Genomic DNA, 23,538 nt, shown 5'->3' on the forward strand with positions numbered 1-23,538 from the left:
AGCCGAATCAACTCCAGTTCAAGCCCGGTCGCATGAGATTGAGGGTGAGCAATGATTTGCCCGCGGACCAAGGGGAAGGTTCCCTTTCAGCAGTTTCCGCGAAGTGAATTCCTTCCATTGAGAATCGCTCACGCTGCATTCTGGCACCAATGAGCATCCAATCGCTGTCGCGGGCCGCTTGCGCCATATCTCTGGCCATCCCAGCCCCGTGCGCATCTGAAAGCAAGCGTACCAAGGCGACGCAGATCGCGGACTGGAAACAAAGAATCTGCTTGTTCATGTTCCAAGTCGGGCAGGGTGGGTGCCGGTGCTGGTTTCTGTGCGATCTCGATTTCGACGCGACCGTTCGGTGTGAGACAGTACTCTTTCACCATGCGCTCTACCACGCTTAAGCGCTCAATCGCTGGCACTATTCTCTCGGTAGCCCAACTGCGGCCTTCGGTCCTGCGAAGTCGGGCCGCGTTGTGGGATGCGGTAGCTGGCTCCAGCTCAAAGGGCAGATCGTGTCAGGTATGGCTGCATAAAGGTGACAGGAATCGGGCTTGCATCCTGAAACCCCGTCGAACCGATTCATCTCGTGGGTGGCGACAAGCGTGGCTCGCGCTCCAGCTTATCTCGGTCGAGCACCACGAAGCTGCTCGCTTGCCTCCCAGCTAGATACAGGTATCGATCCGTCACTGCCAGGCCGTAGGCCATCTTGATCCGTCGGTCCTGAATGAAGTATCGCATCACGGGATGGTCGGGGTCGCGCACGTCAATCGCCGCCATCGAATCGTTGGTCGAGTTGATCACGTACGCAGTGCCTTCCCGCACGGATATTCGACCGGGCCCGCGCAGGCCTGGATCTGTGAAACGGCTCCTCAATCTCAACCTTCCAAAGTCCGATATATCGTAAACCGAGACAGTACCGGCGTTGTAGGCGACCGCGTAGAGGAAACTCCCATCTGCCGCGAGGGCACATGTGCCCTTCAATCGCTCGCGGTCGTAGTCACGATCTACGATCACCGGATGACGGGGATCAGCGATGTCCACAGCGATCACTGATGAGCCTGGGCCATAGCCGGCGAGATAAAGCATCTGTCCGTGCGGCAATACGGCGAAAGCGCCGTCGCCGGTATGGAATTCCGCCAGGACACCGGGAGTAGCGGGATCAGCGAGATCCAGAACATAGACCTTGCTTTCCGAAGCGTGGGTCACAAATGCGAGCGAACCCTGGAATGCGATCTTCCGCAGCCGCGTGTAGCTCGACCGTGTCGTCTCCAGGACAGCCCCTTCTCCACCGACGCGGAGTGCACTCCGCCTCACGGGTCGTGAGGGATCGGAAATATCGTAGAAGCTCACAATGGCGTTGGACATGGAAACCACGGCGAGCAGGTCACCTTCGGCCGCGACTCCGAAGGGGTCGAGGATATCCGAGGCGCGAATGCTGTGCACCCAACGCGCACTTCCGTCCGACCCGAGCTGGAAGATCGCAACATTGCCACCATCGCGGCAGGGTACGTAGGCGTAGCCTCGGTGGACAAGGATGTCCTCGGGTTCGGCCAACTCTCGAAAATTCACTGTCTCGCTCACGAGCGCCGTGCCGAAATCGCGCTGAGGCGAAGGCGGTGGCGAAATGCCGCCCTGCCGGGCGACCCTGGTCAGCTCGGCCAGTCTAGCCCGCGGGATTACCTGGCGGACGATGTTGCCCTTCACCGTGCCGGCGATCGCAACCACGAAGTCGGGCGCGTCCAGTCGGATGCCATGATCGAGCCAATCGCCCGACGAGGCTGTGGGCAGCGCGCCCAAACTCACCCAGTTTTTTCCGTAGTCGAGAGAGGCATAGATTTCCCGTTCTTCGGTGTAGGTGGAATAAAGCACGGCGCCATAACCGATATTGATGAAATCGTCCGCCGAACCGCGGAGCACAGCCACATTTTCCCACCGCTCGCCCAAGTTGCCGCTGCGGTAAACTCGGCCGGCCTGATCGGCCTGCAGAACATAGGAGGCACCCAAGTATTCGGTGGCGAAAAGCGCACTGTCGCCCAGCTTCTGCTGCCGGTTCCAAGTGCGGCCGTCGTCGGTGCTCTTGAAGACCGACCCCTCGAAGCCGTTCAAGACAATGCCGTTTCCGACCCGCATGAAACGATAGAGCGCATCGCTCGAAACGATCCCGAGGTCGACCCAAGTCGCGCCATCGTCCGTGGAACGATAGACGTGACCGCCGTCGGAATCCGTGTCGTTTGTGAGCAGCGTGCCTGTCTGGGTCACCATGAGCCCGTAGGCGGCGGCCGCACCCACGCGATTGCGGTTCGGCGCGGCTGGACGCAGTTGCCGCCAGGTTCCGCCGCCGTCTCCGGTGCCAAAGATCTCCGCGCGATCTGTCAGCAGGTAGAACGCCTGACGGCCGCGGGCCGCGAGGCAGGTGATGGCATCACGCGTGGGAGAGGCGATCTCGTGCCAGTGCGCTCCGTAATCGGAACTCAGAAAAATCCGACCAGGATCCGGTTTTCGCGTGGCACAGACCACTGTTCCGTCACCAAGATCACAAATCGCATCGATTCGACCAGCAGAGCCCAGCGATTGAATTTCCCAGGAAGAAAACGAGGCCCGAATTGCCGCTTCGTCGAGTCCGGTCGCGCCTCGAAGCAGAGCCGCGGCACCACAGAGCAGGAGCAACAGGCAGCATTTCATCGACCTACCAGTAACGCCAGTAGACCACCACCCACGAGACGGCATAGATGCTGAACCATAGCTTCAGATTTGCATACCATGGCCGGCGCACGCCCTCATCGTAATGGGCAAGGATCGAAGGTTTCCAGTGGAAGGGTTCACACTTCTCAGGCGGAGGCGGCTCCGTGAGAAGCGAGACCAGTACAATGGCAACCATGATGATCACTTCGGCAATGAAAGCCTGGTAGAACCAGTGGAGATTCCAGCCCAAATGGTAATTCAAAAGCACAACACCGCCCTGGATCACGAAGCCACCGAGCAGGCCAAACAGTGCTCCGGCGTTGTTGGTGCGCTTGTAGAGAATCCCCAGAAAGATAACTGAAATGATCGGAGTTGAGAGAAATGTGATGCTCTGCTGGAAATAGAGGAAAATTCCACCGAACTTCACGATCAGCGGAACCGTCAACCCCGCGAGCACGAGCGTGACGCAGGACGCGATTCGCCCAACCCGGATCAGATCCAGATCGCCCACGCCGGGTCGGAGGGGCCGGTAGATGTTCAATGAAAAGATTGTGGATGTCGAGTTGGCGAGTGCGCTCACCGTTGACATGACCGCTGCCAGAAATCCGGCGAGGACTATTCCACGCAGGCCCCAATCCGGTGAAAAATGTTTCAATGCAAACGGGAACGCCAGGTCGGGTGTCGCCAGGGCTGGTGCCTGCTTCATCACATAAATGTAGTGCCAGACCACAAGACCCACGAGGCAGGTCACCAGCGGCCGGAGAAATCCGATGAACCCGGCAAACACGATGCCCATGAGACCATCCCACGTCGAGCGTGCGGCAAGCACGCGCTGGATCATCACTTGGTTCGTGGCCTGATAGAAGATGAACAGTCCAAGCGATCCGGCGATGAGCCCCAGCATCGGCGCAATGCCGTCGCCCGGCGGCCGGTACAGATGAAAGCGATCCGGAGCCGCGAGTTCCATGGCCCTCCACCCTCCCGGCACATGCTTCAGGGAAACCCAAAAGAGAAGCAGCCCGCCACCCACCAGCATCGCGCACTGCACCGCATCGGTGTACATGACCGAAATGTACCCGCCCTTGATGGTATAGGCCGCGACAAGCGCGATCGTCGCCCAGAGAATGAGATGAAGGTTCCAGCCAGTGAGATCTGAGAGCGCCAGCGCGCCTCCGTAGAGCACGGGCGGCATAAAAATGAAAATGTACGCAAACAGCATCGTGTAGCTGTAGATGCGCCCGGCGGCCGGTCCGAAGCGTTTCTCCAGAAACTCCGGCATCGTCGAAATACGGTTCTTCAAGTAAATCGGGATGAAAAAGACCATCAGCAGCGTGTAACACGGCAGGGCAAAAATCTCCCAGTTCGCAATGCTGAGTCCGTGTTGAAAGGCGGCTCCGGCAGTTCCAACAATCTGTTCACTCGATACGCTTGTCGCAACGAACGCCGCGCCAATAATCCACCATGGGAGCCGTCCCTTGGTGAGGAAGTAGTCGTCGGCAAGCCTCTTTTCCTTGCGGCCCGCAAACATCCCCACGATGACAACGAAAAGGATTGATCCCCCAATGATCAGAAGATCGAGGTTCGATAGCTGGAAAACCATGACGATTTCCAATCAGGGAAGAACCCGGTAGGCTTTGACGCGATGAAAGGCCTCTTCACGTCGGAACCCCTCGGCGTATTTACAACCACAGTTTAGTCCACGAAAGCGCGCCATCACGTCGAGCATGTCCATGATGTCAGCGTCGGAATGCTCCTTCATCGATGCGAGCTGGCTCACATGCCTGCTCAGCATCGCACGCTTGGTCTCCATGACATCCGTGATGTCCACATACTCCTGAGGCACGAAGTTGATGCCGCTGGGATGGTCCATGTAAAACACCTGACTCAGGCCAAATCGGCATGGCGGGCGCTTCGGTCCGGGAATGTTGGGCAATCCCTTCTGATGGTAGGCATCAAACACAAGCTGCCCAACGTAGCGATGATCCGGATGGTAATCATCCGGACTGTGTGTCAGAATGATGTCTGGATCCGCTTCACGAAGAATATCTATCATCAGATTCCGCTGTGCCTCGTTCGGATAGACACACTCATCATCCACCCCGCCCCAGATCAACTTGGCGCCGATCAAGTCGGCGCCGGCTTGGGCTTCGGCGTGTCGTGTAGCCGCGAGTTCGGCGGGTCTTGCGTGCAGATCTCCCATGTTGCCGCTCGTAAAGCACGCATGAAAAATCCTGTGCCCTTGGCGCGCGTACTTGGCCAGGGTGCCGGCACAAAAAATTTCTATGTCGTCAGGGTGAGCCGCAACAGCGAGAACGTTCATGAACAAAAGGGCCGGCAGGCGAATGCGCTCTGCCGGCAATAGAGGGGGATGTCTGGTTTTTAGAACTCCAATGTGTTGGTCACAGCCCAAGCGGATCCAACCTTGATTCGGTAGGCGGCAGGCGTGCCGTCAGGCTGGGTATTGATTGGGATCAGCTTGTTCTTTCCGAATGCGTTGTCCACATTCAGTTGGATTCGCCAGGTGAGCTTCGTATTGATCTTCTTCGAATAACCAATCCAGACGTTGACATTGGTGTCGCGTGGTCCCCAGTAGGGATGCTCGACATCATAGGTCTCGGACTTTATTCCAGCGATGGTTGCATAGACTGAGGGATAGCCGATCGCGATCTTGTCCTGCCACTGGTACGAACCACCGATATTGAAGCCTTTGAAACGGCCGCTGGTAAACCGATAATTGGTTATTAGATTGAACCGCCATGGGCGCAGTTCGGCGTTGTTGGTTCCATTGAGAAGCTGGCTCAGCGACCAAGGGCTCCACACATTCGCATCCCACTGATCCTTCCATGTTGAGCGGCTGGTGCCTGATGTGCGAAGCAATTGACCGCCCGCACTTGTGAAGTAGGCATTCTCGGCCTCAAGGAACGCCCGAGTGCTCGAACCACCGATATTTGTCTGAACAGCCTTCGTCTTTGCAGCATTCAATGTGATATCCCAGTTGTCAGTCGGCTTGAGGTAGAGTTCATACTCATATCCTTTCGACTCATTGTCACTGGTTGCAGTCATGCCATCCGGAAGAAACCCGCCGAGGCCTGCCGTCCATGGCTCATTGTAGTTATTTTGCCAGCGGTAGTCAGACATTGCGGCTTGGCTGCCAATCGGCATTTTCCACGCTTCCCAAAAGGCGGGATTGGTGATGAAAGGCGAACTGAGTGTGGCCTGAACTGCGGCCTTCTGATCGGCGATGTCCTGTGCCGTCTGAGTAAATACACCATTCACATTGGTGCCATAGTTGTAGCTGGATCCCGCATACTTTGGATCGCCCGTCAGACCCGCCTCGAAGCGTTTTGCGGCGACCCACGTGCGCACCACAAGACTTCCTGCAAGCCATGCATTGGCCACATTGTAGTTGGCACCGGTGGACAGCGACTCATACTTCGTAACCTTGAGCGCAATCCGGCCATTCATTGCTGAAAGCATGACTCCATAATCCTTCGTTTCACCCGAGGGCGGAGCAATGGGCACGTTCATGATGTCCACACGGCTGGAGGCGGGTACAAAGTTCTTCGACTTGTTGGCAAAGAGACTGATATTAATGTCGGTCGGCAAACGTCGGCGAATGAACATGGGAGTATGCACCACTACACTGTAGCTCCGAGTCTGGCCCTTTATGGTGTTGAAGGGTTTCTCTGGAAGCACATACGAGGGGTCCTGCTCGTTTACTGTGCCGTAGTTCGTTGTCGGCTGAACCTTGGAATAGGACTTTGCGGTATCCTCGCGCCAACCATAAGTGGGAATGACGGTATTGTCGAACAGCGAACCCTGGTAAACAAGTATCCTCGATGCCAGGGAGCTTCGCCGTTTGACGGAGCTGGTGAGCAGGGAGTCCATGTCGGGCTCGAAATAGAGCGTGTCCACCGGAAGATTGACCCAGCCGACGTAATTGGCGGGATTCTCCGACTGAGTGGAATTCGTGCGCCTCCACGGATCAAACCAAGTTGCCGCCGGGTTTACGTAACCGTTCGCAGCCGGATCGGTTGGCTTGTTCCATCGGGAATTGAACACCCGCAGTTGCGAACCCGATGCTGGACGCTGGTCAACCGAAACGGCATTGAGGTTACTGCCTTGAGCTGAGGTGGCATTCGCAAGACTCGAACCAAGATAGCTGATGGTCTGGAACCAACGGTAAGGATCAAGCGCACTGCCAATGATTGCATCCGGGTCGGCTGTGGCACCCAGAGGAGCAAAGGCGGAGCTTGCCGCGCTCCGCAACTTGCTCTTGTAATCGGTTTCATTGTAGACGCCGGTAAGCGTATGACGTCCAATGATCTTGGTTAGCCATGATTCACGCAGAACGTCCGTGGCCCGAAATTCGGCAAATGCGGTCGCGCGTTTGGATTCGCGGCGACTGCCGGAATCGGAGCCACCATAATATGTCGAGGTGGTGATGAATGGGCGACCCACATTCGGATTGGGTGAGCCATCTCCCAAGACCGTGTTTATGTCGACCGTGATGGCACCGTCAGTTCCATTGTATGGATTATAGTCATTCAGATAGTGATGCTGCTTGTCGTAAACGAGCTCTATGCCCAGGCGGTTTTCGAAGTAGGTCTGGCTCAGGTGAAGGTTGATTGCCTCAAATTCCTGACGCGTCAACCGATTCGGGCCCGAGATGCCCTTGTTGTAGAAGTCAAAGATTGAGGAATCGGTAAGGCTGGCATTCTTGTAAGCGCTGGCGAACGGGAGCTTCGCCGCCGCGGCCGCCTGTTGCTGCTGGGTAATAACAAGCAGCCCGTTCGTCGGCATGCCTTGGATGCTCTTGTCAATGGTTCCGTTAGGCGCGAGACCATACTGCTGACCGACATAGAACATGCCTGGAGCGCGGAATGGACCGCTCTGCGTACTGGAAGACGGATCAGGGAAAATCGCGTAGCTTCCCTGGTAAAGGCCTGTCAACCATGGCTGGAAGTTGGGACTGCTTGCCGTCATTGAACCAGAGTTGGCAACGTCCGCGAAGTAGTAGTTGGCGTAGTTGAAATCAAAGGTCCTCTTCGCAAGATTCAGATGCTGATACCCTGCTGTGTTTGCAGGCATCGTTCCGGTCGCGAACCAGGGAGTTATCCGATCGACCGGAGGCATCGTGTAGGGATTGCGCGCCTTGACTTTCCCCGTTTCAAAATTGGCGCGCAGAGACGTGCTGATCGACTTGGTATTGAGAAACTTCGGGTCGTAGCGAAGCGCTCCATAAACGCGCTTGTTGTCGGAAAACGAGGGCTTTTGCTGAAAATAGGTGTAGTCCTTGAGCAGGTCGACCCTCATGGCCAACTCGTCCTTCAGAAGAACCTGATTCTTATCCAGCGCGAAGCGCCAGCTGCCATGGCTGCCATAACGTCCGGTAATTGAACCGTTGCTCTTCCGCAGATCAGCCTGCTTTAGGCTGGAATTGATGAGACCCGCTGGGCTGCCCAATCCGAAAAGGATGGAATTGGCGCCGCGTTGGATTTCGATTGTATCGACATTGTACGCGTCCCACGGGATGTCGGACGATTCAAATTCGCGCGTATTGTCCGCAGCACTGAGCCCGCGGATGCGCGTATTAAGATCCGGTCGCGCCATTTTTCCCCACTCGTAAACGGTCTGACCCGCGCCGTTGCCACCGAAGTTGCCATAGAGTCCTCCCACTTCGGTGCCGGTCGTCATCGTCAGGAGGCTCTGGGTATTCGTCGCCCCTGTATCCCTCAGAAACTGCGAAGTGACGATCTGAAGGGCTGAACCAATGTCATCAACGTTGGAACGAATGCGAGTTCCAGCCAGGGTGGTCTTCGCCCGATAGCCTGTCTGGGCCTCTCCGTAGACATTGAACGGCTCAAGACGGACTGTCGCATCTTCCGATGATTCGGTGTCCTCCGTCGATGCGACGTCGGCAGCAGTAAGCGGCCGAGCGGGTGTCGTGGAGGCGGACCCCGATCCGGGGCTTGCAGCTTGACCCGATAGGGAGACGGCGGCTGCCGCCGACGCAAGTAGCGCGCAGAGCGGCTGCAGGAATTGCCTGAATCCAAGTATGTTGTTCATTGGGCAGTGGGGTGTCTGGGTTTTGAAATCTCAATCAGCACAAGCGGTCACGCATGTGTGATGATTTCCTGATGAGAATGCCAGTTTCCAGGCACAACGGCTACGCCTCAACTCTCAAACGCTGACACTATTATCTCACCTCGCAATTTCAGCCCAGAGACTGACCACCGCACGCGGAACAAATCACTGGATGGGTCGCAAAAAAGCGGACCCGTGTGAGCTTCCCGCCTCAAGATTTGCCCAAGTTTGCGCACTGTGTCAGGAGTTCAACGCAAGCACCTTCATCCTGCCTTGCCATTCGAAATCGACGATGAAAGCCTCTCGAAACATCGATGCCCCTGCAACGCGAAGAAATTCAGTTCGCCTCAAACAGCACCCTTCGCATTCTCCGTTGGAACCGGAGCGTTGATCGTGTTGAAATCGTGCAAGGCGCGGGCCGGTCCGTGCCAATTTCAGGCCATGGCGATCACTGGCACTATCATCGAGCACAGGAGTTGACTTTCATTCAGCGTGGTTCAGGCACGCGTTTCGTCGCGGATCACATAGAACTTTTTGAGGCGGGCGACCTGCTGCTGATCGGCGCGAATGTGCCGCACTATTGGCACCAGCGGAGCGTTTCGTCCGGTCTGGCCATTCAATGGGATTTTCCCTTCGATCACGGCATTTGGAGCCTCGGGGAGACGGCATCGCTGCGCAGGCTCGCCGATTTTTCACTGCGCGGTCTTCATTTTGAGGGCAGGACCGCGGAAGTTGCGCGCCGCCAGATGGAAGAACTGCAGAATCTCACCGGTCTCGCGCGCCTGGCTCTCTTTCTGCAGATTCTCGACGGGCTCGCTCGTGCGCCTGGCAGGGAAGTCCGGCCGTTGTCCGCCCGCCCGTTTGCACTGACGGGTTCAGCGGAGCACCAGGAGGCAATTCGCCAGGCAGTCAGCTATATTCTCGCCCACTTTCATCAGCCGATCGGGCTCTCCGAACTGCTGCGTCTAACCAGCATGAGCCGAGCAACCTTTGCGCGGCAGTTTCGCCGTCATGCCGGCAGATCGTTCTCGACGTTTCTCAACCAGGTAAGACTACAGGCTGTCTGCCGCGCGCTTCGCGACACCACCGAGCTGGTCGGAAACATCGCGCTCGACAATGGATTCAGCCAGCTCTCATTCTTCAATCGGCTCTTCCGTCGCGAATTCGGCTTGTCTCCCAAGGAATTCAGGGAAACAAAATCGAAAACCCGTGCGCTGCCAGACAGCCCGATTGGCCAGTAGTGGAGGAGGAATGGCTCCCTCGATGGGAACAAGGCACCAATTGCAGCCATCAATGAAATCCCTTCAACGCACTCCTTCCGGCAAGGTCAATCACTTGTCCCCCACAATCTGCCTCGTCTTGCTTTGGTGCACCTGCTCGTTTGGTGATCCCATCCCTGCGACAGAAGGGATCAGCAAGGACACCCTTGAAGGCATCGTGATGCCAGGTGCAGCCCTGGCGAAGCTCGCAGGAGGCATGCAGTTTGTTGAGGGGCCCGTATGGTTGAATGGAGCGTTGGTTTTCAGCGACATTCCTGCGAACACGCTTTGGAAATGGTCGGCGTCGGACGGTCTCACCGTTTTTCGGAAGCCAAGTGGCCACGCAAACGGCAACACGCTTGATCGTGCTGGCAGGCTGATCACCTGCGAACATTCCAACCGACGCGTAAGCATTCTGGAGGCGGATGGAACCGTGCGCACCCTTGTTGAACGCAGCAATGGTCGGCGGTTCAATTCACCGAATGACGTTGTCGTAAAATCAGACGGCAGCGTATGGTTCACCGACCCCTCCTACGGCCTCCCGTCCCCTGAATCCCGGGAACAGGCGCTCAATCAAGTCTACCGTTTGGATCCAAGGACCGGCAATGTTGCGATCGTGGCAAGCGACTTCGACATGCCCAACGGGCTCTGTTTCTCCCCAAACGAAGATCTGCTCTACGTCTCGGATTCCGGCAGTCCGCGGCACGTGCGAGTTTTCACGGTCAACCCGGATGGTACGCTCGCCGGTGGTCGGGTATTCTGCCGCATCGAGGTCGGTGTGCCCGACGGAATCCGCTGCGACGCCAGCGGCCGTCTCTACGTCAGCGCCGCGGATGGCGTTCACGTTTTTTCTCCCAGTGGTGCGGAGACGGGTAGAATATTCGTACCGGAAACAACGGCGAACCTCTGCTTTGGCGGTCCTGATGGCAGGACACTTTTCATCACGGCGAGCACTTCACTCTATTCCATCAAACTGCGGACCGCAGGGGCAGGATGGGGCAGATAGGCAATCGCGCACACCGACCACAGTGTAGTCGACGAGACTGTGCAGGACATACTTCAGAGGTCTTGCGGCGAAGCGGCCGAGCAAGGTCGCCGAGGATGGATTCCGTCCTGTTCAGGCAAGTCCGCGTCTGATACCTGAGACAACAATATCAACGATTGAGCGAAAAGTCGTAGAGGTTGTGAGGTATCCCCGATATGGTTGGTGCGGCATCTGTCGCAGACACATCACCATCCATGTCCAGCTTGAACAACTACCGCTTTTCCTTTGGTCCTTGGAACATCAGTGAGGGCTCCGATCCGTTTGGCCCCATGACACGGGCTGCAGTCGACATCGAATCCAAGTTCGCACTTTACCGTCCGATGGGTTTCGAAGGCGTGCAGTTCCACGATGATGACGTGGTTCCTGACATCGACAGTCTGACACACGCACAGGTGCTGGCGAAGGCGGCCGGTGTGAAGAAGGCATTGGACAACCAGGGCCTCGCCGCAGAATTTGTGGCGCCAAGACTTTGGTTCGCACCGCAGACCATTGATGGAGGCTACACATCCAATTCAGCCGCCGACCGTCAATATGCGATCGACCGCTCATTGCGCTCGATCGACATGGCCCGCGCCATCGGCACAAAAGCGATTGTGCTGTGGCTTGCGCGTGAAGGAACGTACGTTCGTGAGGCCAAGAATGTCGTCACCGCCTACCAACGTCTTCTCGAAGCTGTCAACAGGATGCTGGCCTACGACAAGACCATCGAGGTTTGGATCGAGCCGAAACCCAACGAACCCACCGACCTCGCATTTGTGCCGACTGCCGGTCACGCGGTATCGCTGGCCTACGCGTCTGACGACCAGAGTCGTGTGAAGATCGTCATCGAAAGCGCGCACGCCATTCTCGCCAATCTTGACCCTGCGGATGAAATGGCCTTCGCGCTCGCTCATGACAAACTGGGCAGCATTCACCTGAACGACCAGAACGGGCTGAAGTACGACCAGGACAAGAATTTTGGAAGCGCCAACCTTCGCGGAGCCTTCAACCAGGTCTTGGTGCTCGAAGAGCATGGGTATGGCCGACGCGGCGAATTCGTGGGCTTGGATGTGAAGGCCATGCGCACGCAGCGCGGCTCTCCGGTCATTGATCACCTGAAGACCACGCGCCAGATCTTTCTTGATCTCGTCACAAAAGTCCGAGCGTACGACCGCAGGCGTGTCGAAGACTTCCGTGCGGCGCGAGACTATGAGGGCTTGGAGCTCTACACGCTCCAGCATCTTCTAGGCGCCCGCTAGTGTTCTGTTGCTGAAATGACTAGACTTAAAAGTCGTTATCGTTCAACCTGCAAGCATGAGCAGGAAACCGACGATTCTGACGGTCACGGCAGACCAACGTGGCGTTTTGGAGCGCTGGGTGGGCGCGCACGGTACGCCCCAGCAGGTGGTGAAGCGCTGCCGGATCATTTTGCGCAAGGCCGAAGGGCTGGACGATGCCACGATTGCGGAGGAGCTGGAGGTGAACCGGCACACCTGCCGGCTGTGGCGCCAGCGCTTTGTGTCCGCAGGTCCGCAAGGATTGTGGGACGTGGCGAATGGCCGCGGGCGCAAGCCGCGCCGAGGGCTGGCGAAAAGGATCGTCGAAGCGACGCTGCACACGAAGCCGCCGGGGCGGACGCACTGGAGCGCGCGAACCCTGGCGAAGGCGCAGGGCGTGCATGCGAGCACAGTCGCGCGTATCTGGCAGGAGCATGGGTTGCAGCCGCACCGACAGGAGACGTTCAAACTCTCCCGCGATCCACAGTTTGTGCCCAAACTGCTCGATGTGGTGGGCGTTTACCTCAACCCACCGCAAAACGCGGTGGTGCTCTGCGTGGACGAGAAAAGCCAGATTCAGGCGCTGGATCGCACGCAACCAGGCCTGCCGCTGAAGCGCGGTCGCTGCGGCACCTGGACGCACGACTACGTGCGCCATGGCACGACCACGCTGTTTGCCGCATTGAACGTGGCCGCCGGCAAGATCAGCGGCCACTGCTTCCCGCGCCACCGGCACATCGAGTTCCTGAAGTTCCTGCGACAAATCGACGCGGAATATGCCGAGGCGGACGAGCTCCATCTTATCGTCGACAATTACGGCACCCACAAACACGAGCGGGTGCAGCGCTGGCTCGCCCGGCGTCCACGCTTCAAACTGCACTTCATTCCCACCAGTTCGAGCTGGCTCAATCTGGTGGAGCGCTGGTTTGCCGAACTCACCGGCAAGGCGGTGCGTCGCGGCAGCTTCTCCAGTGTTCCCGATCTGATCAACTCGATCACCCGCTTCATCGAGCAATGGAACCAGGAGCCCACGCCATTTGTTTGGACCGCCAAGGCGGAGGACATCCTTGCCAGGATCGAACGCTGTCGTCGCCGGCTCGAGGCCATCCAGCCCGGTTGCACCCGGCGAAAGCCGCGCAAGAAGGCCGCATGATATATGTATAGTCATTTCCGCGACAGAACACTAGTGCGGGCTGGCGCTTGCGGCAATCCCTCCCGGCCAGTGAATCGAAAGCTACGCTTTGGAATGATCGGAGGCGGACGCGGAGCATTCATTGGCTCAGTCCACCGCTTGGCCGCATTGATGGATGGGAAGGCTGAGCTCGCCGCCGGCGCGTTCTCCAGCGATCCCGCCCGCTCGCGTGCATCGGGTGCCGACCTTTTCCTTTCACCGGACCGCGTCTACGGCAGCTATCACGAGATGATCAAGGCCGAGGTCGAGCAGCCTGCGGAGAGAAGGCTCGATTTCGTGGTGATCGTCACGCCCAACCATGAACATTTTCCACCGGCAAAGCTGCTGCTTGAATCCGGCTTCAATGTGGTCTGTGACAAGCCCGTGGCGTTCAGTCTGGCCGAGGCTCGCAGGCTCCGTTCCATCGTGCGTCGCACGGGCAAGGTGTTTGTGCTCACCCACAACTACACGGGTACCGCCATGGTGAAGCAGGCCCGCGCCTTGGTTCACTCGGGCCACCTCGGTGTCATTCGCAAAGTCGTGGTGGAGTATCCGCAGGGCTGGCTCGCAACCAAGCTTGAAGCCAGCGGCCAAAAACAGGCGTCCTGGCGCACCGATCCAAAGCGAAGTGGCGCGGCTGGAAGCATGGGAGACATAGGCACTCACGCCGAAAATCTCGCGCGTTACATCACAGGTCTGCGCATTGAGTCGCTCTGCGCCGATCTCACCGCATTTGTTCCCGGCCGACGGCTCGACGATGACGGCAATATCCTGCTGCGATTTCACGGCGGTGCGCGTGGCGTGCTCCTCGCTTCGCAAATCTGCATCGGCGATGAGAACGCCTTCAACATCCGAGTATACGGTGACAAGGCCTCGTTGGAATGGCACCAGGAGTACCCAGGCGATCTCGTGGTCAAATACCCCGACCGACCGCGCGAGCTCTGGCGTCATGGCAATTCGTACCTCGACCCGCGGGCAGCCCGTCTCACCCGGGTCCCACCCGGCCATCCCGAGGGCTATCTGGAGGCTTTTGGAAACATCTACCGTGAGGCATTCCGCGCGATTGCCGCTGAGGTTGAGGGCCGAAAACCGCCCAGGGATCTGGATTTTCCCACGATCGAGGACGGCGTTGACGGCATGATCTTCATCGAGACCGTGGTGAAATCCGCCAAACACGGCGCTCGCTGGGTGAAGTTCCCAGCTTAGCGACAGGACCATGAAGCAGTCACTTCCAGCCCGGACACACGGGAGCCAAGGAAGTGAACGACTGTCATCCTTCAGCGCCAGCAGCCATGCCATCTGTGACGAGCGCTTGCCAGGTCTTGTTTGACGACCTGCGCGACCCTTTACCGGGAAACAGTAGGCATATGCCCGTGAGGCGCACGCTACTCCCGCGCTGCGATCAATTTTTTCGCCGCAAGGAATTTTTCGATCGATTCCGCGACAAGGCGATTGCCTGCGGGAGTCAGATGCACGCCATCGCTGGCAATGTATCGCGCGGGACCGTGCAGTTCCATCAAGTCGCGCAGGAAGCGGTCCAGATCGAACAGCGGCAGCCCGAGCTGTTGAGCCAGCTGACGCGTGCGCTGGCGGTACCGTTCCACCTCCTGATCCAGTCCTCCGCGCTCAAGAAAATAGGGCTTTCCGCCGTCGACATGCCAGGAGTTTATGACGGGAGGAAAGGTCAGCAGCACCATCTTCCCGCCGCTCGCGATGACCGCGCGGTGGATGGCGCGCAGGTTGCGCTCATAATCGTCGAGCGTAACGTTGCGAACTCCTTCTGTGGCGTCGTTGCCACCAAACTCCACGAGCACCAGTCCCGGTCGGTGGCTGAGCACGTCGGTTTCCAGGCGCCGCAGGCCTTCGCTCGATGTGTTCCCGTCACCGCCGGCATTGATCAGCGTCACGCGGTGGCTTCCGTTCTCGCGATACCTGGCCGAGAGCAGTTCAACCCAGCCCAGACCTTGGGGCACGCCATAACCATGCGTGATCGAATCGCCAAAGGCCACCACGCGCATCTCTGCGCTTGGTGGTGCACTGACGTGATGGCAGCCGGCTCCGCAGGCAAGAAAGCCAGCAAACAGGAAAACGATTCGGATCAGCGGAGTCGTGCGGAGCATTCCACAATGAGGGAGCACTGGAGTTTCAAATTCAATTTCAGGCGCTTGAGCACGGTGGTGAGCGCATGGAGGATCGAAAAATCATGATCTCGGCGGGCGGGCGTCGCGCCAGCCCTTCCGGAGTTTCGCTGTCAGTTCGCGGACAATTTTCGCATTCTCCGGCCTGGCGGCAATATTCTCATTCTCCGCAGGATCAAACTCGTGATCGTAGAGCTCCGTCGTCACGATTTTCTCCATGGCGTCGAATGGGCACCAGATCGTGAAACGGTATCGGTCCGTTCGCATGGAGTAGCCCATCAAACCATTTTCCGGGTAGCGATCGTAGCCCGGCGGATTGGGAATCGCCAGCGGGACCACGTTATGCGGCTTCTCGAGTTTCTGTCTCCAGTACTGGGTGAACGCGGCTGACTTCCATGGCAGGTCAGGATCCGACAGCAGCGGCGCAAAGCTGCTGCCCTCAAGGTTCTTCGGTCGCGGCAGCCCGGTCAGTTCGCACAGGGAGGGATACATGTCCACAAACTCCACCAGGGCATTCGTATGCTTTCCCCGGGACTTCATTCCGGGCGCGCTGACGACCAGCGGGGCGCGAGCAGACCCCTCGAAATTCGTCAGCTTCGCCCACAGGCTGTGCTCGCCCAGGTGATAGCCGTGATCGCCCAGCAGCACGACAATCGTATTGCCGGACAGGCCGAGCCGGTCGAGCTCCGCAAGGATCCGCCCAACCTGCGCGTCAATGAAGCTGATGCAGGCATAGTAGCCATGCACAAACCTACGGCGCAACTCGACGGGGATGACTCCATCCTTCGGAACATCCGAAAACGCGCGAAATTCATTCCAGGACACCTGCAACGCGATTGGGGGCGCATCCTTCGGAGGAAAGTTGTTCTCAGGCAGGGTGAGCTTGGATGGATCGTAAAGTTCCCAGTATTTCTTCGGCGCGATTAAAGGCGTGTGTGGCTTTAGGAAGCCGACTGCCAGAAAGAAAGGCTGGCTGTTCCCCACTCCAAATTTCTGCCGCTCCTTGAAGTCATAGAGCGAACGAATGGCTCGGTCGGCGATCTCTCCATCAGCGAGCACATTGTCGGGCAGATCCGGGGATTCCGCCAGAAATCCGCGGACGATCGTGTTGAGATAGTCATCAACCTGGGCACCCGTCTTCTTTTGCGTCGCGGCATACACGCGGCGAGCCTCGGCAATCCCGGCGTCCGTATAGTAGTAGCGCGGCTTCGGGCGCCATGCGGGCACACTCCATGACGGCGGATCATCCATCCGGTTGGCATCGGATGGCGCATCAATCAAGCCCGGACCGAAGGCGGCGTGAAACACCTTGCCTATGCCCTCGCTGTGATAGCCGTGGTTCTTGAACTGTTGCGGCAGGGTGACAACGTCGGGCACGCGTTCGCGAAAATGGGTTGTCAGATTGTAAACCCGGGTTGTGTCGGGTCGAAGCCCTGTCAAAAAACTGGCTCGGGACGCGTTGCAGATGGCCTGCTGACAATACGCCCGGTCGAAAACCATGCCGCGCGCTGCAAGGCGGTCGATGTTCGGCGTGAGCACTTCCCGATTTCCATAGGCTCCGATCTGCGTGCCGAGATCGTCGGCCACGATGAAAAGCACATTCGGACGATCCGCAGCAACCATGTCGGCGGCGGAAATAAGCAACGTCGCAATCAATGACACGAGCGGGACGAGTCTCATGGTAAGCAGTGTTTCATTTCTTGGTCCATATATTGCAGCAGGCCCTCGTCGCCAAATTCCCGGTCATGGAGGCAGGCCGCCTCCCGCACAATCCCCAATATGTTGCCAAGGTATTTCCGTGGGGCGTTTAGATGGAGACTCCACAGAGCGGGATTCTGCTTTCTCACCAGCGGTAAATAGTGATTCCGGTACTCCACCACCTGTTCGATTGCCGCTCTCAGAAGCCTCCGCGACTGTGCAACCTGTCGCTGACGCATATCCGGCTCACTGGTATTTCGCGCGGCATTCGCAAACACGAGGGCCTGATGATAGTCCCGGTGCAGCCGCACCAGAGCCTGGGTGGCTCGGGCCAACTCATGCAGATGCTGAATCTCCACCGCATCAGGCGCCGTAACCACGGCCTCCGCCAACAGCCGCTCGGCACGATCAGCAATGTCGATCTCCTTCGTAATCGAGAATCGCTTCAGCCATTTCCGCTGGGTCGATGACGTCACACGGCGGAGTTCCTCCGGTTGGGGAGCCTGGGGCATGGTGAACGAAAACGTGATCCACTGGGCGATGCCGGCTACTTCCTCTTCCGACAGCCCAGCATTTTTCAAAGCCGACATGTCGGTCGACCATGGCTTGAGGTATTCGCCCCAGCGGAAAAAATCCACGCTCTCGATACAGTCAGGCTTGGTCTCCAGATAAAACGCCTCAGTGATCTTGTGAGTGCCTTGGAGTGCCTGGAATACCTTTTGCCCGGCCGAGGGACCATACTTGGCCTGACACCAGTTCCGCATATACCGATTCCCGTCCAGGTCCGGATGCCAGCAACCGACCTCGACACCGGCTCCTTGCAGCATCCCGCCAATCATGCCGCCTCGAGCATATCTCTGCAGCGTCTGCAAGTGGATGGGCAGTGACCAGCTCAGGTGGCTCAGGATGGGCGAAACAGGCGAGACTATCCCCGGCCCGTCCGCTTCGTAATGCTGGAAGAAAAAAATGATCGGCACGCCCTGCCCCAGGATCTCACTGTCCGGGGCCAGCCACGACTGGCAATCGCTCCCCGGTGGTGAGCCCAAGGACAGGAAGAACGCTTCCACCTCGGGCCCAAGGCGTTGCTTGAGCTCCCGGAGCACCGCCACCCTGTCACCATGGAATTCCGGATGATGGATCGGGATGAAGTGCTGCAGGGCGGCCGGGCAGGTCATGAACCGGATCGTGGGTTTCACTGCGCGCGCAGTCCGGATGATCAATTCCGAATAGTCGGAGATCCGTTGCAGGTAGGGGTATTCCTTGCATCGGGCGCAGCCGCAGACCAGTTCGCCTCCCACGTCGGAAAGCATGAAGTGCAGGATCTCGATCTCCGGAAAGGTTTCGACGAATTCCTTGACCGCACTCTCCACGAATCGGCGGGTGGCCGGATGAGAGGGACAAAGGTTCCTGCGATCGTTGCCCAGTTCGTGGGCCAGATGGTCTCCAAACGGTTCCGCAAGGATCCCCGGATGAACCCGGGCGATGGCTTCCCGATAAGCCTGCGTCGCCACCCGGCCCGGCGCGAAGTTGAAACTCAGGGGATTCCAAGTGATTGCCGGCATGGCGCCTTGCCTGATGGCATTGGCATACTTCGCATGCAGCCTCCTCTGTTGCCCGAGTATCTGCTCCTCGCGCTTCTCCCCGCCTAGTTCGGGGAAATCCCTGTAACGAAGAAGTTCCTTGGTCGATCCTCCACCCCAGTCGGTGGCCATCGACATGTTCAGACGCCATCGTCCGATCACGTCGGGCGGTTCATCGACAAAGACCATCATCGGCCAGCCGCGATAACGGATGCTGGGCACAAAGCTCTGATCAATCCGTGGCACCCCCCGCCGGCTGCTCCGTTCCTCGAGCTCATGGGCCCCATAGAGCACCCCGCGGTCCACGGGCGATGTGATCAGCAGCATTTCCCGTCGGTCCTGCCTGACCGGCTTGATGATAAAGCCGTCGCCATTCAAAGTCTCGTCGGTCACCTGAAGGCCCGCCTGCTCCGCAAGCGCCGAAACCAAATCGAATTGCCCCGGCGCACCCAGGACAACAATCCGCCCATCGGGCAGCGTTGCGGGAAGCGTCTTCCGACCGGGGTCCACTTCCACGACCACACCGTTGCTCAGCCCCAACTTGACCAAGGCAGAACGCAAGGTTTCAGCCCCGGTTCGGATTGGGGCCGATGCATTGTCAGCTATCACTATGGCCTCGACCCGATCGCCCCAGATCGGTTGCGCCTGCAACTCCTCGCGAGTGAAGCGCAGAACAAAAGGCGAATCGGGATATCCCAGCGGCAGCGTCTGTACGCAACGCATCGGCTCGGAGTAGTCGTAAGACCAACCAACCTTGCAGAGGAGGCAGAACAACCACAGTCCAATGAACGCCCAGACAGCACCAGGCACCTCGGCCCGCATCGACGCAGCCTGCGAACGGCAGCAGGTGGTCGAAGGCAAAGGTGGGCGGAATATCATGAGCATGGGTAGGTTGGACAGGCGATCATAAGTCCCAACGCGCAGCCCGCGGCTTGCGCAGGAGGATTTTCACGACCGCGCCGGGCTTGAGATCAAACTCCACCACCAGGTGGGTTTCACCCGCCGTGTTGCCAACGAGGGTGTAGGGCAGTCCGCCGGTATCGATTTCCGCGGGAGAAGCGTCGCTGGCGATCGGCACGTTCCACAACGCGAGGGCGTACCCGGGGAAAGTGGCCTCGGTCTGCATGTCCAGGGTGAGCGTGAGTCCGGCGGATGCGTCGAAGCGCTGGGTCCGGCGAACCCGAACGTCGGGGAGGACTGTCCGGTGGAGGACGCTGCCCTTTTCCCTGCTCTCGGTCCGGGTGTAATCGAACCACCAGACCGGGTTGGGGCTCTCGCGCTCGAAGCGCACCTGCCGCCGCTGCTCCTCGATGAGGATGAATTCGCACGAAAGCGGATCCTTGAAGGGCAGGCTCAGGGCGGTGGTGGGCACAACCGGGGTCTCGCGCAGCCGCTGCACGGTGGAGAGCCGGGTGCTCCACGGGATCCGGGCTGGCGAGGAAAGCACGCCATGGTGGTTCAACGAGCCATGGGTCCACCAGGCATCGTAGAGCTGGTGTCGGGTCCGGCTGGAATACACGGTGCGCGGCGTCGCCGGGTAGTGGCGGCGGAAGTAATCCACGAAGTCGAGGCTTCGGGCAAAAGCCAGCTTGTACCGCTTGGTGAGCTCGAAGGCGAGCAGGCGCTGGTAACGCTCGACATAAGCGAGCATGGCGGCCGTGTGGTCTCCCGCATAAAAGATCGGGTTGGGATTGTCACCCCACGCGCGGTCGGTGCCTCCGTAGAGCGGGGTCACGATCGCCGGACGGCGATTCATCTTCGCCAGGTTGCGCAGCTCGTCCAGGCCGTCCTCGAGACACTCGACCGTGCGCTCGAAGCGGCCTTCGGCGGCGCTATAGTGCCAGTCCACCGGCCCGAGGAAATGAAATGATCCGCAGAAATCCCACTGGTGGGCCACGACCTCGCCACCGCCCCCCTGACGTATGCGCCGGCTGTCCTCGGGCGAGGAATAATAGGGAAATTCCGGCATGCCGAGCCAGGGCATGCAATTGGCCTCAACGAGGCCGCAGTGGTCGTTGATCCCAAGAGCCGCGAAGGCGCGCGGGTATCCCGGGTCCTCGTTGTGCCGCATCTCGACGCGGACAGCGCGATGGTCGAGCGGATCGGGGATGAACACGCGGGCCTTGGCCAGGCCCTCCCCGTATGCCTGTACGAGTTCCTCGTGCGTGGTGCCCGGCAGGTCCGGCAGATGCGGCACGACAAGGTCACCGAAGCTCCGGTTGTACCCGAGCAATTTCCGACCCGTGGGATTGTCGGGGTTGAATTGGTCCAGCGGCAGACGGTAATCCAGCGGGATTCCCGTGGCATGAAGCGTCGGCTCCGGCGTCAGACTGCCGAACGTGGAAAAGGACAGCACGATGTAAGTCTCATCGATCACCGCAAAGTAGCGGTACTGAACTTCGTTTCCGGTCCGCCATTCCGCGAGGTAGTTCCCAGTCTGCACCGGCCGGTAGCGAAAGACGGCGGCGGCGCCTTCCCGGATGAGCGACGCCGGTTCGGACGGAAGCCGGGCCAGCCACCGTAGGTCGCCTCCCGCCTGGAATGCATCGCCGGGGTCCGCCTGTTCGAGATAGCGCGGGTAAATGCGAAGTTGACCGGCATCGACTTCCGGCGGCAGGTGAAACCGGAACTCGATCGACTCACCGAGGCTCAGGAGCCGGCTCGTCGTGGTCCAAAATGGCTGAGCACCGCTCACCGCGACTTGGAAGGCTGCAACGCCGATCAGGATACCAAGCGCGCACGATAACGAACGGAATCGCAGCGGCGACAAGGCTGACAACGTCCTGTCAGAGGCAGGTGAAGAGGGAAGCGGTGGTGGACCAAACATGCGGATAGGGTTAGTCGACATGAACTGGCACCGGCGCATCCCTTGACTCCGCCTCGGGTCCATCGACCAGCACGGCATTCTCGATGGCATAGAGTCCGCCACCGGTGCCGTGGAGCTTGAATCGCTGCGGCTCTTCCAGCAGGGCGAGATCCGCGGCTTCTGCGAGCCTAACTCTGCCAATCAACTCTCGGTCCACCCAAGCCGCGAATCCATCGCCATCACGACGCAACCTGAGCCGGAATGTGCGGCCGGCGCTCCAGTGCGGTCCGCGCATCGCAGTCAATGGCTTCATCGGTGCACCGGGAGGACAGGAGACGAGTCGGGCTCCCTGGTCCGACAGCTCAAGTCCGAAGGCACCCTCGCGACCGGGACGATCATCTGGTGCAAGCATGAGGAAAGCGTAAGCCTGGTCGCCCCAGCTCGTGAAATCCAAGGTGAGGCTGCCTTGCCTGCCAATCGCGTACTCCACAACTGGCGTGATCTCGCTGAAGCGCGCTACCCTGGTTCCGCCAAAACGGAAGGTGTTGCCCTGCCGGCGGTCCCACGGAACATGGCAGGTGAGGACAGAATTCTTCTGGCTGCTCACACTCCAAGCTACGAGCGTCGCCCAGAGTTCGTCGCCAATCAAGGAAAGGGACCAGGAGTCTGCGGTCGTTCCACCATCCTCGACCGGATTGGTGCCGTTGTTGTAGCCCCAGGAACCGGGCACAACGCGCCAGCTGCTGGGATTCAGCGGGTCGGCGAGATCGAATTCGTAGAGCCGTTGCACCCCTGTTGGATCGTTGATCGATGGTATCTGCCAGGTTGAAAGATATCCCTTGCCGTCGCGTTGGAAACCGCCGCCGCCTTCCTCTTGATTTCGGACAAGGATTGGCGCAGCTGCTATTTGACTGTGATCCAGCGTGGTTTGCAGGTCCGGCAGGATAAGCCCGCGAATTGTGATGTCGCGCTGGCCATGCTGCCAGAGCAGCACGTAATCCCCGGTGGCAGTCCGAGGATAGATTCGGATTCCGATCATGCGGCCATCGCTGCCCTCCTGGCGTGGGAGCCCGGCGTAGAGCACATGCGTGGTTTGCCACGGGCCGGCAAAACTCTTGGTGCTCGAACGCAGTATCCGACCATCGATGTGCTTCCAGTCCACAAAGCCATTGCTTCCATCCGCCGTGGTGTAGGCCAGACAGGGGGTGCCTTCCAAGTCTCGGAATGCGAAAGGATCCCCGGCGTAGGTCAATCCCGTGGCAGTTGGATCGACGAGCAATCCGGTGTTTTCCCACGTGCCGCCAGGACGTTTACGATGGCCGTAAATGCGCGCATAGGATCCTTCTCGGCCGCCTCCGTATTGCTCATCCACCGAATAATACGACGTGAACTGGTAAAGGGTGCCATCCTCGTCGGCCACAACGCCGGAGTTGTTCTGCGGGGCGCAAAGCGGATCGAACTTTCGCTGGTTGCCCGTGCAGATCACCTCGCGGGCCGACCATGGCACACGGCTGACGGGCCCCGCTGCGCGAACGGCGCGAAACGGCCGCGGCATTTCGGCAATGGCCCAGGTACCCTGCAGCTGCACCCCGGCGACCACATCGCAACCAGGTTCCCCACCTGACACAATCTCCACCGAGATCATCTCGCCTGCCTCTACTGCGAGCGGCGGAGACAATAAGGTCCGATATTCCTGCCCAACATCAAGAGGTGGTTGAGTTCTCCCATTCGTGCGCGTGTGCAGGTTGAGCGGAAAGGGATGGACTGGGATGACGGCGCGCTCAGCCCGACGCTCCCCGCGAATGCGCAGTCCCGCCACGATGGG

At 59.0% G+C, this 23,538-nt stretch carries 15 protein-coding genes; 5 read left to right on the forward strand and 10 right to left on the reverse strand.

The genetic code is table 11. The features are described from left to right. Positions 1-7: 7 nt before the first annotated feature. The 5 genes from HS122_05175 to HS122_05195 form a co-directional block, all read right to left on the reverse strand. Entirely contained in the window at positions 8-280 is a 273-nt protein-coding gene (locus HS122_05175; GenBank protein MBE7537784.1) for a hypothetical protein, read from the reverse strand. Between the two features lie 290 nt (positions 281-570). Further along, on the reverse strand, positions 571-2,673 hold the full coding sequence (locus HS122_05180; protein ID MBE7537785.1) for a hypothetical protein: 2,103 nt from the start codon (positions 2,671-2,673) through the stop codon (positions 571-573). A gap of 4 nt (positions 2,674-2,677) precedes the next feature. Next, positions 2,678-4,273 (reverse strand): sodium/solute symporter, encoded by a 1,596-nt coding sequence (locus tag HS122_05185; GenBank protein ID MBE7537786.1) that lies wholly within the window; start codon positions 4,271-4,273, stop codon positions 2,678-2,680. Between the two features lie 12 nt (positions 4,274-4,285). Further along, positions 4,286-4,993 (reverse strand): PIG-L family deacetylase, encoded by a 708-nt coding sequence (locus HS122_05190; protein MBE7537787.1) that lies wholly within the window; start codon positions 4,991-4,993, stop codon positions 4,286-4,288. Between the two features lie 59 nt (positions 4,994-5,052). Continuing rightward, the gene (locus HS122_05195; GenBank protein ID MBE7537788.1) at positions 5,053-8,742 is read right to left on the reverse strand and encodes a TonB-dependent receptor plug domain-containing protein; all 3,690 of its coding nucleotides are present in this window, start codon (positions 8,740-8,742) and stop codon (positions 5,053-5,055) included. 443 nt (positions 8,743-9,185) lie between these two features. Between HS122_05195 and HS122_05200 the strand changes: the two genes are divergently transcribed. The 5 genes from HS122_05200 (at position 9,186) to HS122_05220 (ending at position 14,697) form a co-directional block, all read left to right on the forward strand. Further along, positions 9,186-10,001, forward strand: a complete 816-nt coding sequence (locus HS122_05200) for a helix-turn-helix transcriptional regulator (GenBank protein ID MBE7537789.1) — start codon at positions 9,186-9,188, stop codon at positions 9,999-10,001. A 52-nt stretch (positions 10,002-10,053) separates the two neighbouring features. After that, positions 10,054-11,025, forward strand: a complete 972-nt coding sequence (locus tag HS122_05205) for an SMP-30/gluconolactonase/LRE family protein (protein MBE7537790.1) — start codon at positions 10,054-10,056, stop codon at positions 11,023-11,025. Positions 11,026-11,267: 242 nt separating this feature from the next. Beyond that, the gene (locus HS122_05210) at positions 11,268-12,302 is read left to right on the forward strand and encodes a TIM barrel protein (protein ID MBE7537791.1); all 1,035 of its coding nucleotides are present in this window, start codon (positions 11,268-11,270) and stop codon (positions 12,300-12,302) included. Between the two features lie 55 nt (positions 12,303-12,357). Next, positions 12,358-13,473: an IS630 family transposase gene (locus HS122_05215; GenBank protein ID MBE7537792.1), complete on the forward strand. Its 1,116-nt coding sequence runs from the start codon at positions 12,358-12,360 to the stop codon at positions 13,471-13,473. Positions 13,474-13,566: 93 nt separating this feature from the next. Then, complete coding sequence (locus HS122_05220) at positions 13,567-14,697, forward strand: Gfo/Idh/MocA family oxidoreductase (protein MBE7537793.1); 1,131 nt, start codon at positions 13,567-13,569, stop codon at positions 14,695-14,697. A 179-nt stretch (positions 14,698-14,876) separates the two neighbouring features. On the opposite strand, the gene HS122_05225 is transcribed toward HS122_05220, so the two are convergent. From HS122_05225 to HS122_05245, 5 genes are all read right to left on the reverse strand, one after another. Then, the gene (locus tag HS122_05225; protein ID MBE7537794.1) at positions 14,877-15,611 is read right to left on the reverse strand and encodes a hypothetical protein; all 735 of its coding nucleotides are present in this window, start codon (positions 15,609-15,611) and stop codon (positions 14,877-14,879) included. An 81-nt stretch (positions 15,612-15,692) separates the two neighbouring features. Continuing rightward, positions 15,693-17,291, reverse strand: coding sequence for a sulfatase (locus HS122_05230; protein MBE7537795.1), 1,599 nt, complete (start codon positions 17,289-17,291; stop codon positions 15,693-15,695). A 14-nt stretch (positions 17,292-17,305) separates the two neighbouring features. Next, positions 17,306-19,786 (reverse strand): hypothetical protein, encoded by a 2,481-nt coding sequence (locus HS122_05235; GenBank protein ID MBE7537796.1) that lies wholly within the window; start codon positions 19,784-19,786, stop codon positions 17,306-17,308. Positions 19,787-19,811: 25 nt separating this feature from the next. Next, positions 19,812-21,602 carry a hypothetical protein gene (locus tag HS122_05240; GenBank protein MBE7537797.1) on the reverse strand — a complete coding sequence of 597 codons (1,791 nt, stop codon included), beginning with the start codon at positions 21,600-21,602 and terminating at the stop codon, positions 19,812-19,814. A 142-nt stretch (positions 21,603-21,744) separates the two neighbouring features. Beyond that, the gene (locus tag HS122_05245; GenBank protein MBE7537798.1) at positions 21,745-23,268 is read right to left on the reverse strand and encodes a hypothetical protein; all 1,524 of its coding nucleotides are present in this window, start codon (positions 23,266-23,268) and stop codon (positions 21,745-21,747) included. Between the last annotated feature and the right edge of the window lie 270 nt (positions 23,269-23,538).

The organism is Opitutaceae bacterium, from assembly GCA_015075305.1.
In the GTDB taxonomy this organism is placed as follows: Bacteria; Verrucomicrobiota; Verrucomicrobiia; order Opitutales; family Opitutaceae; genus UBA6669.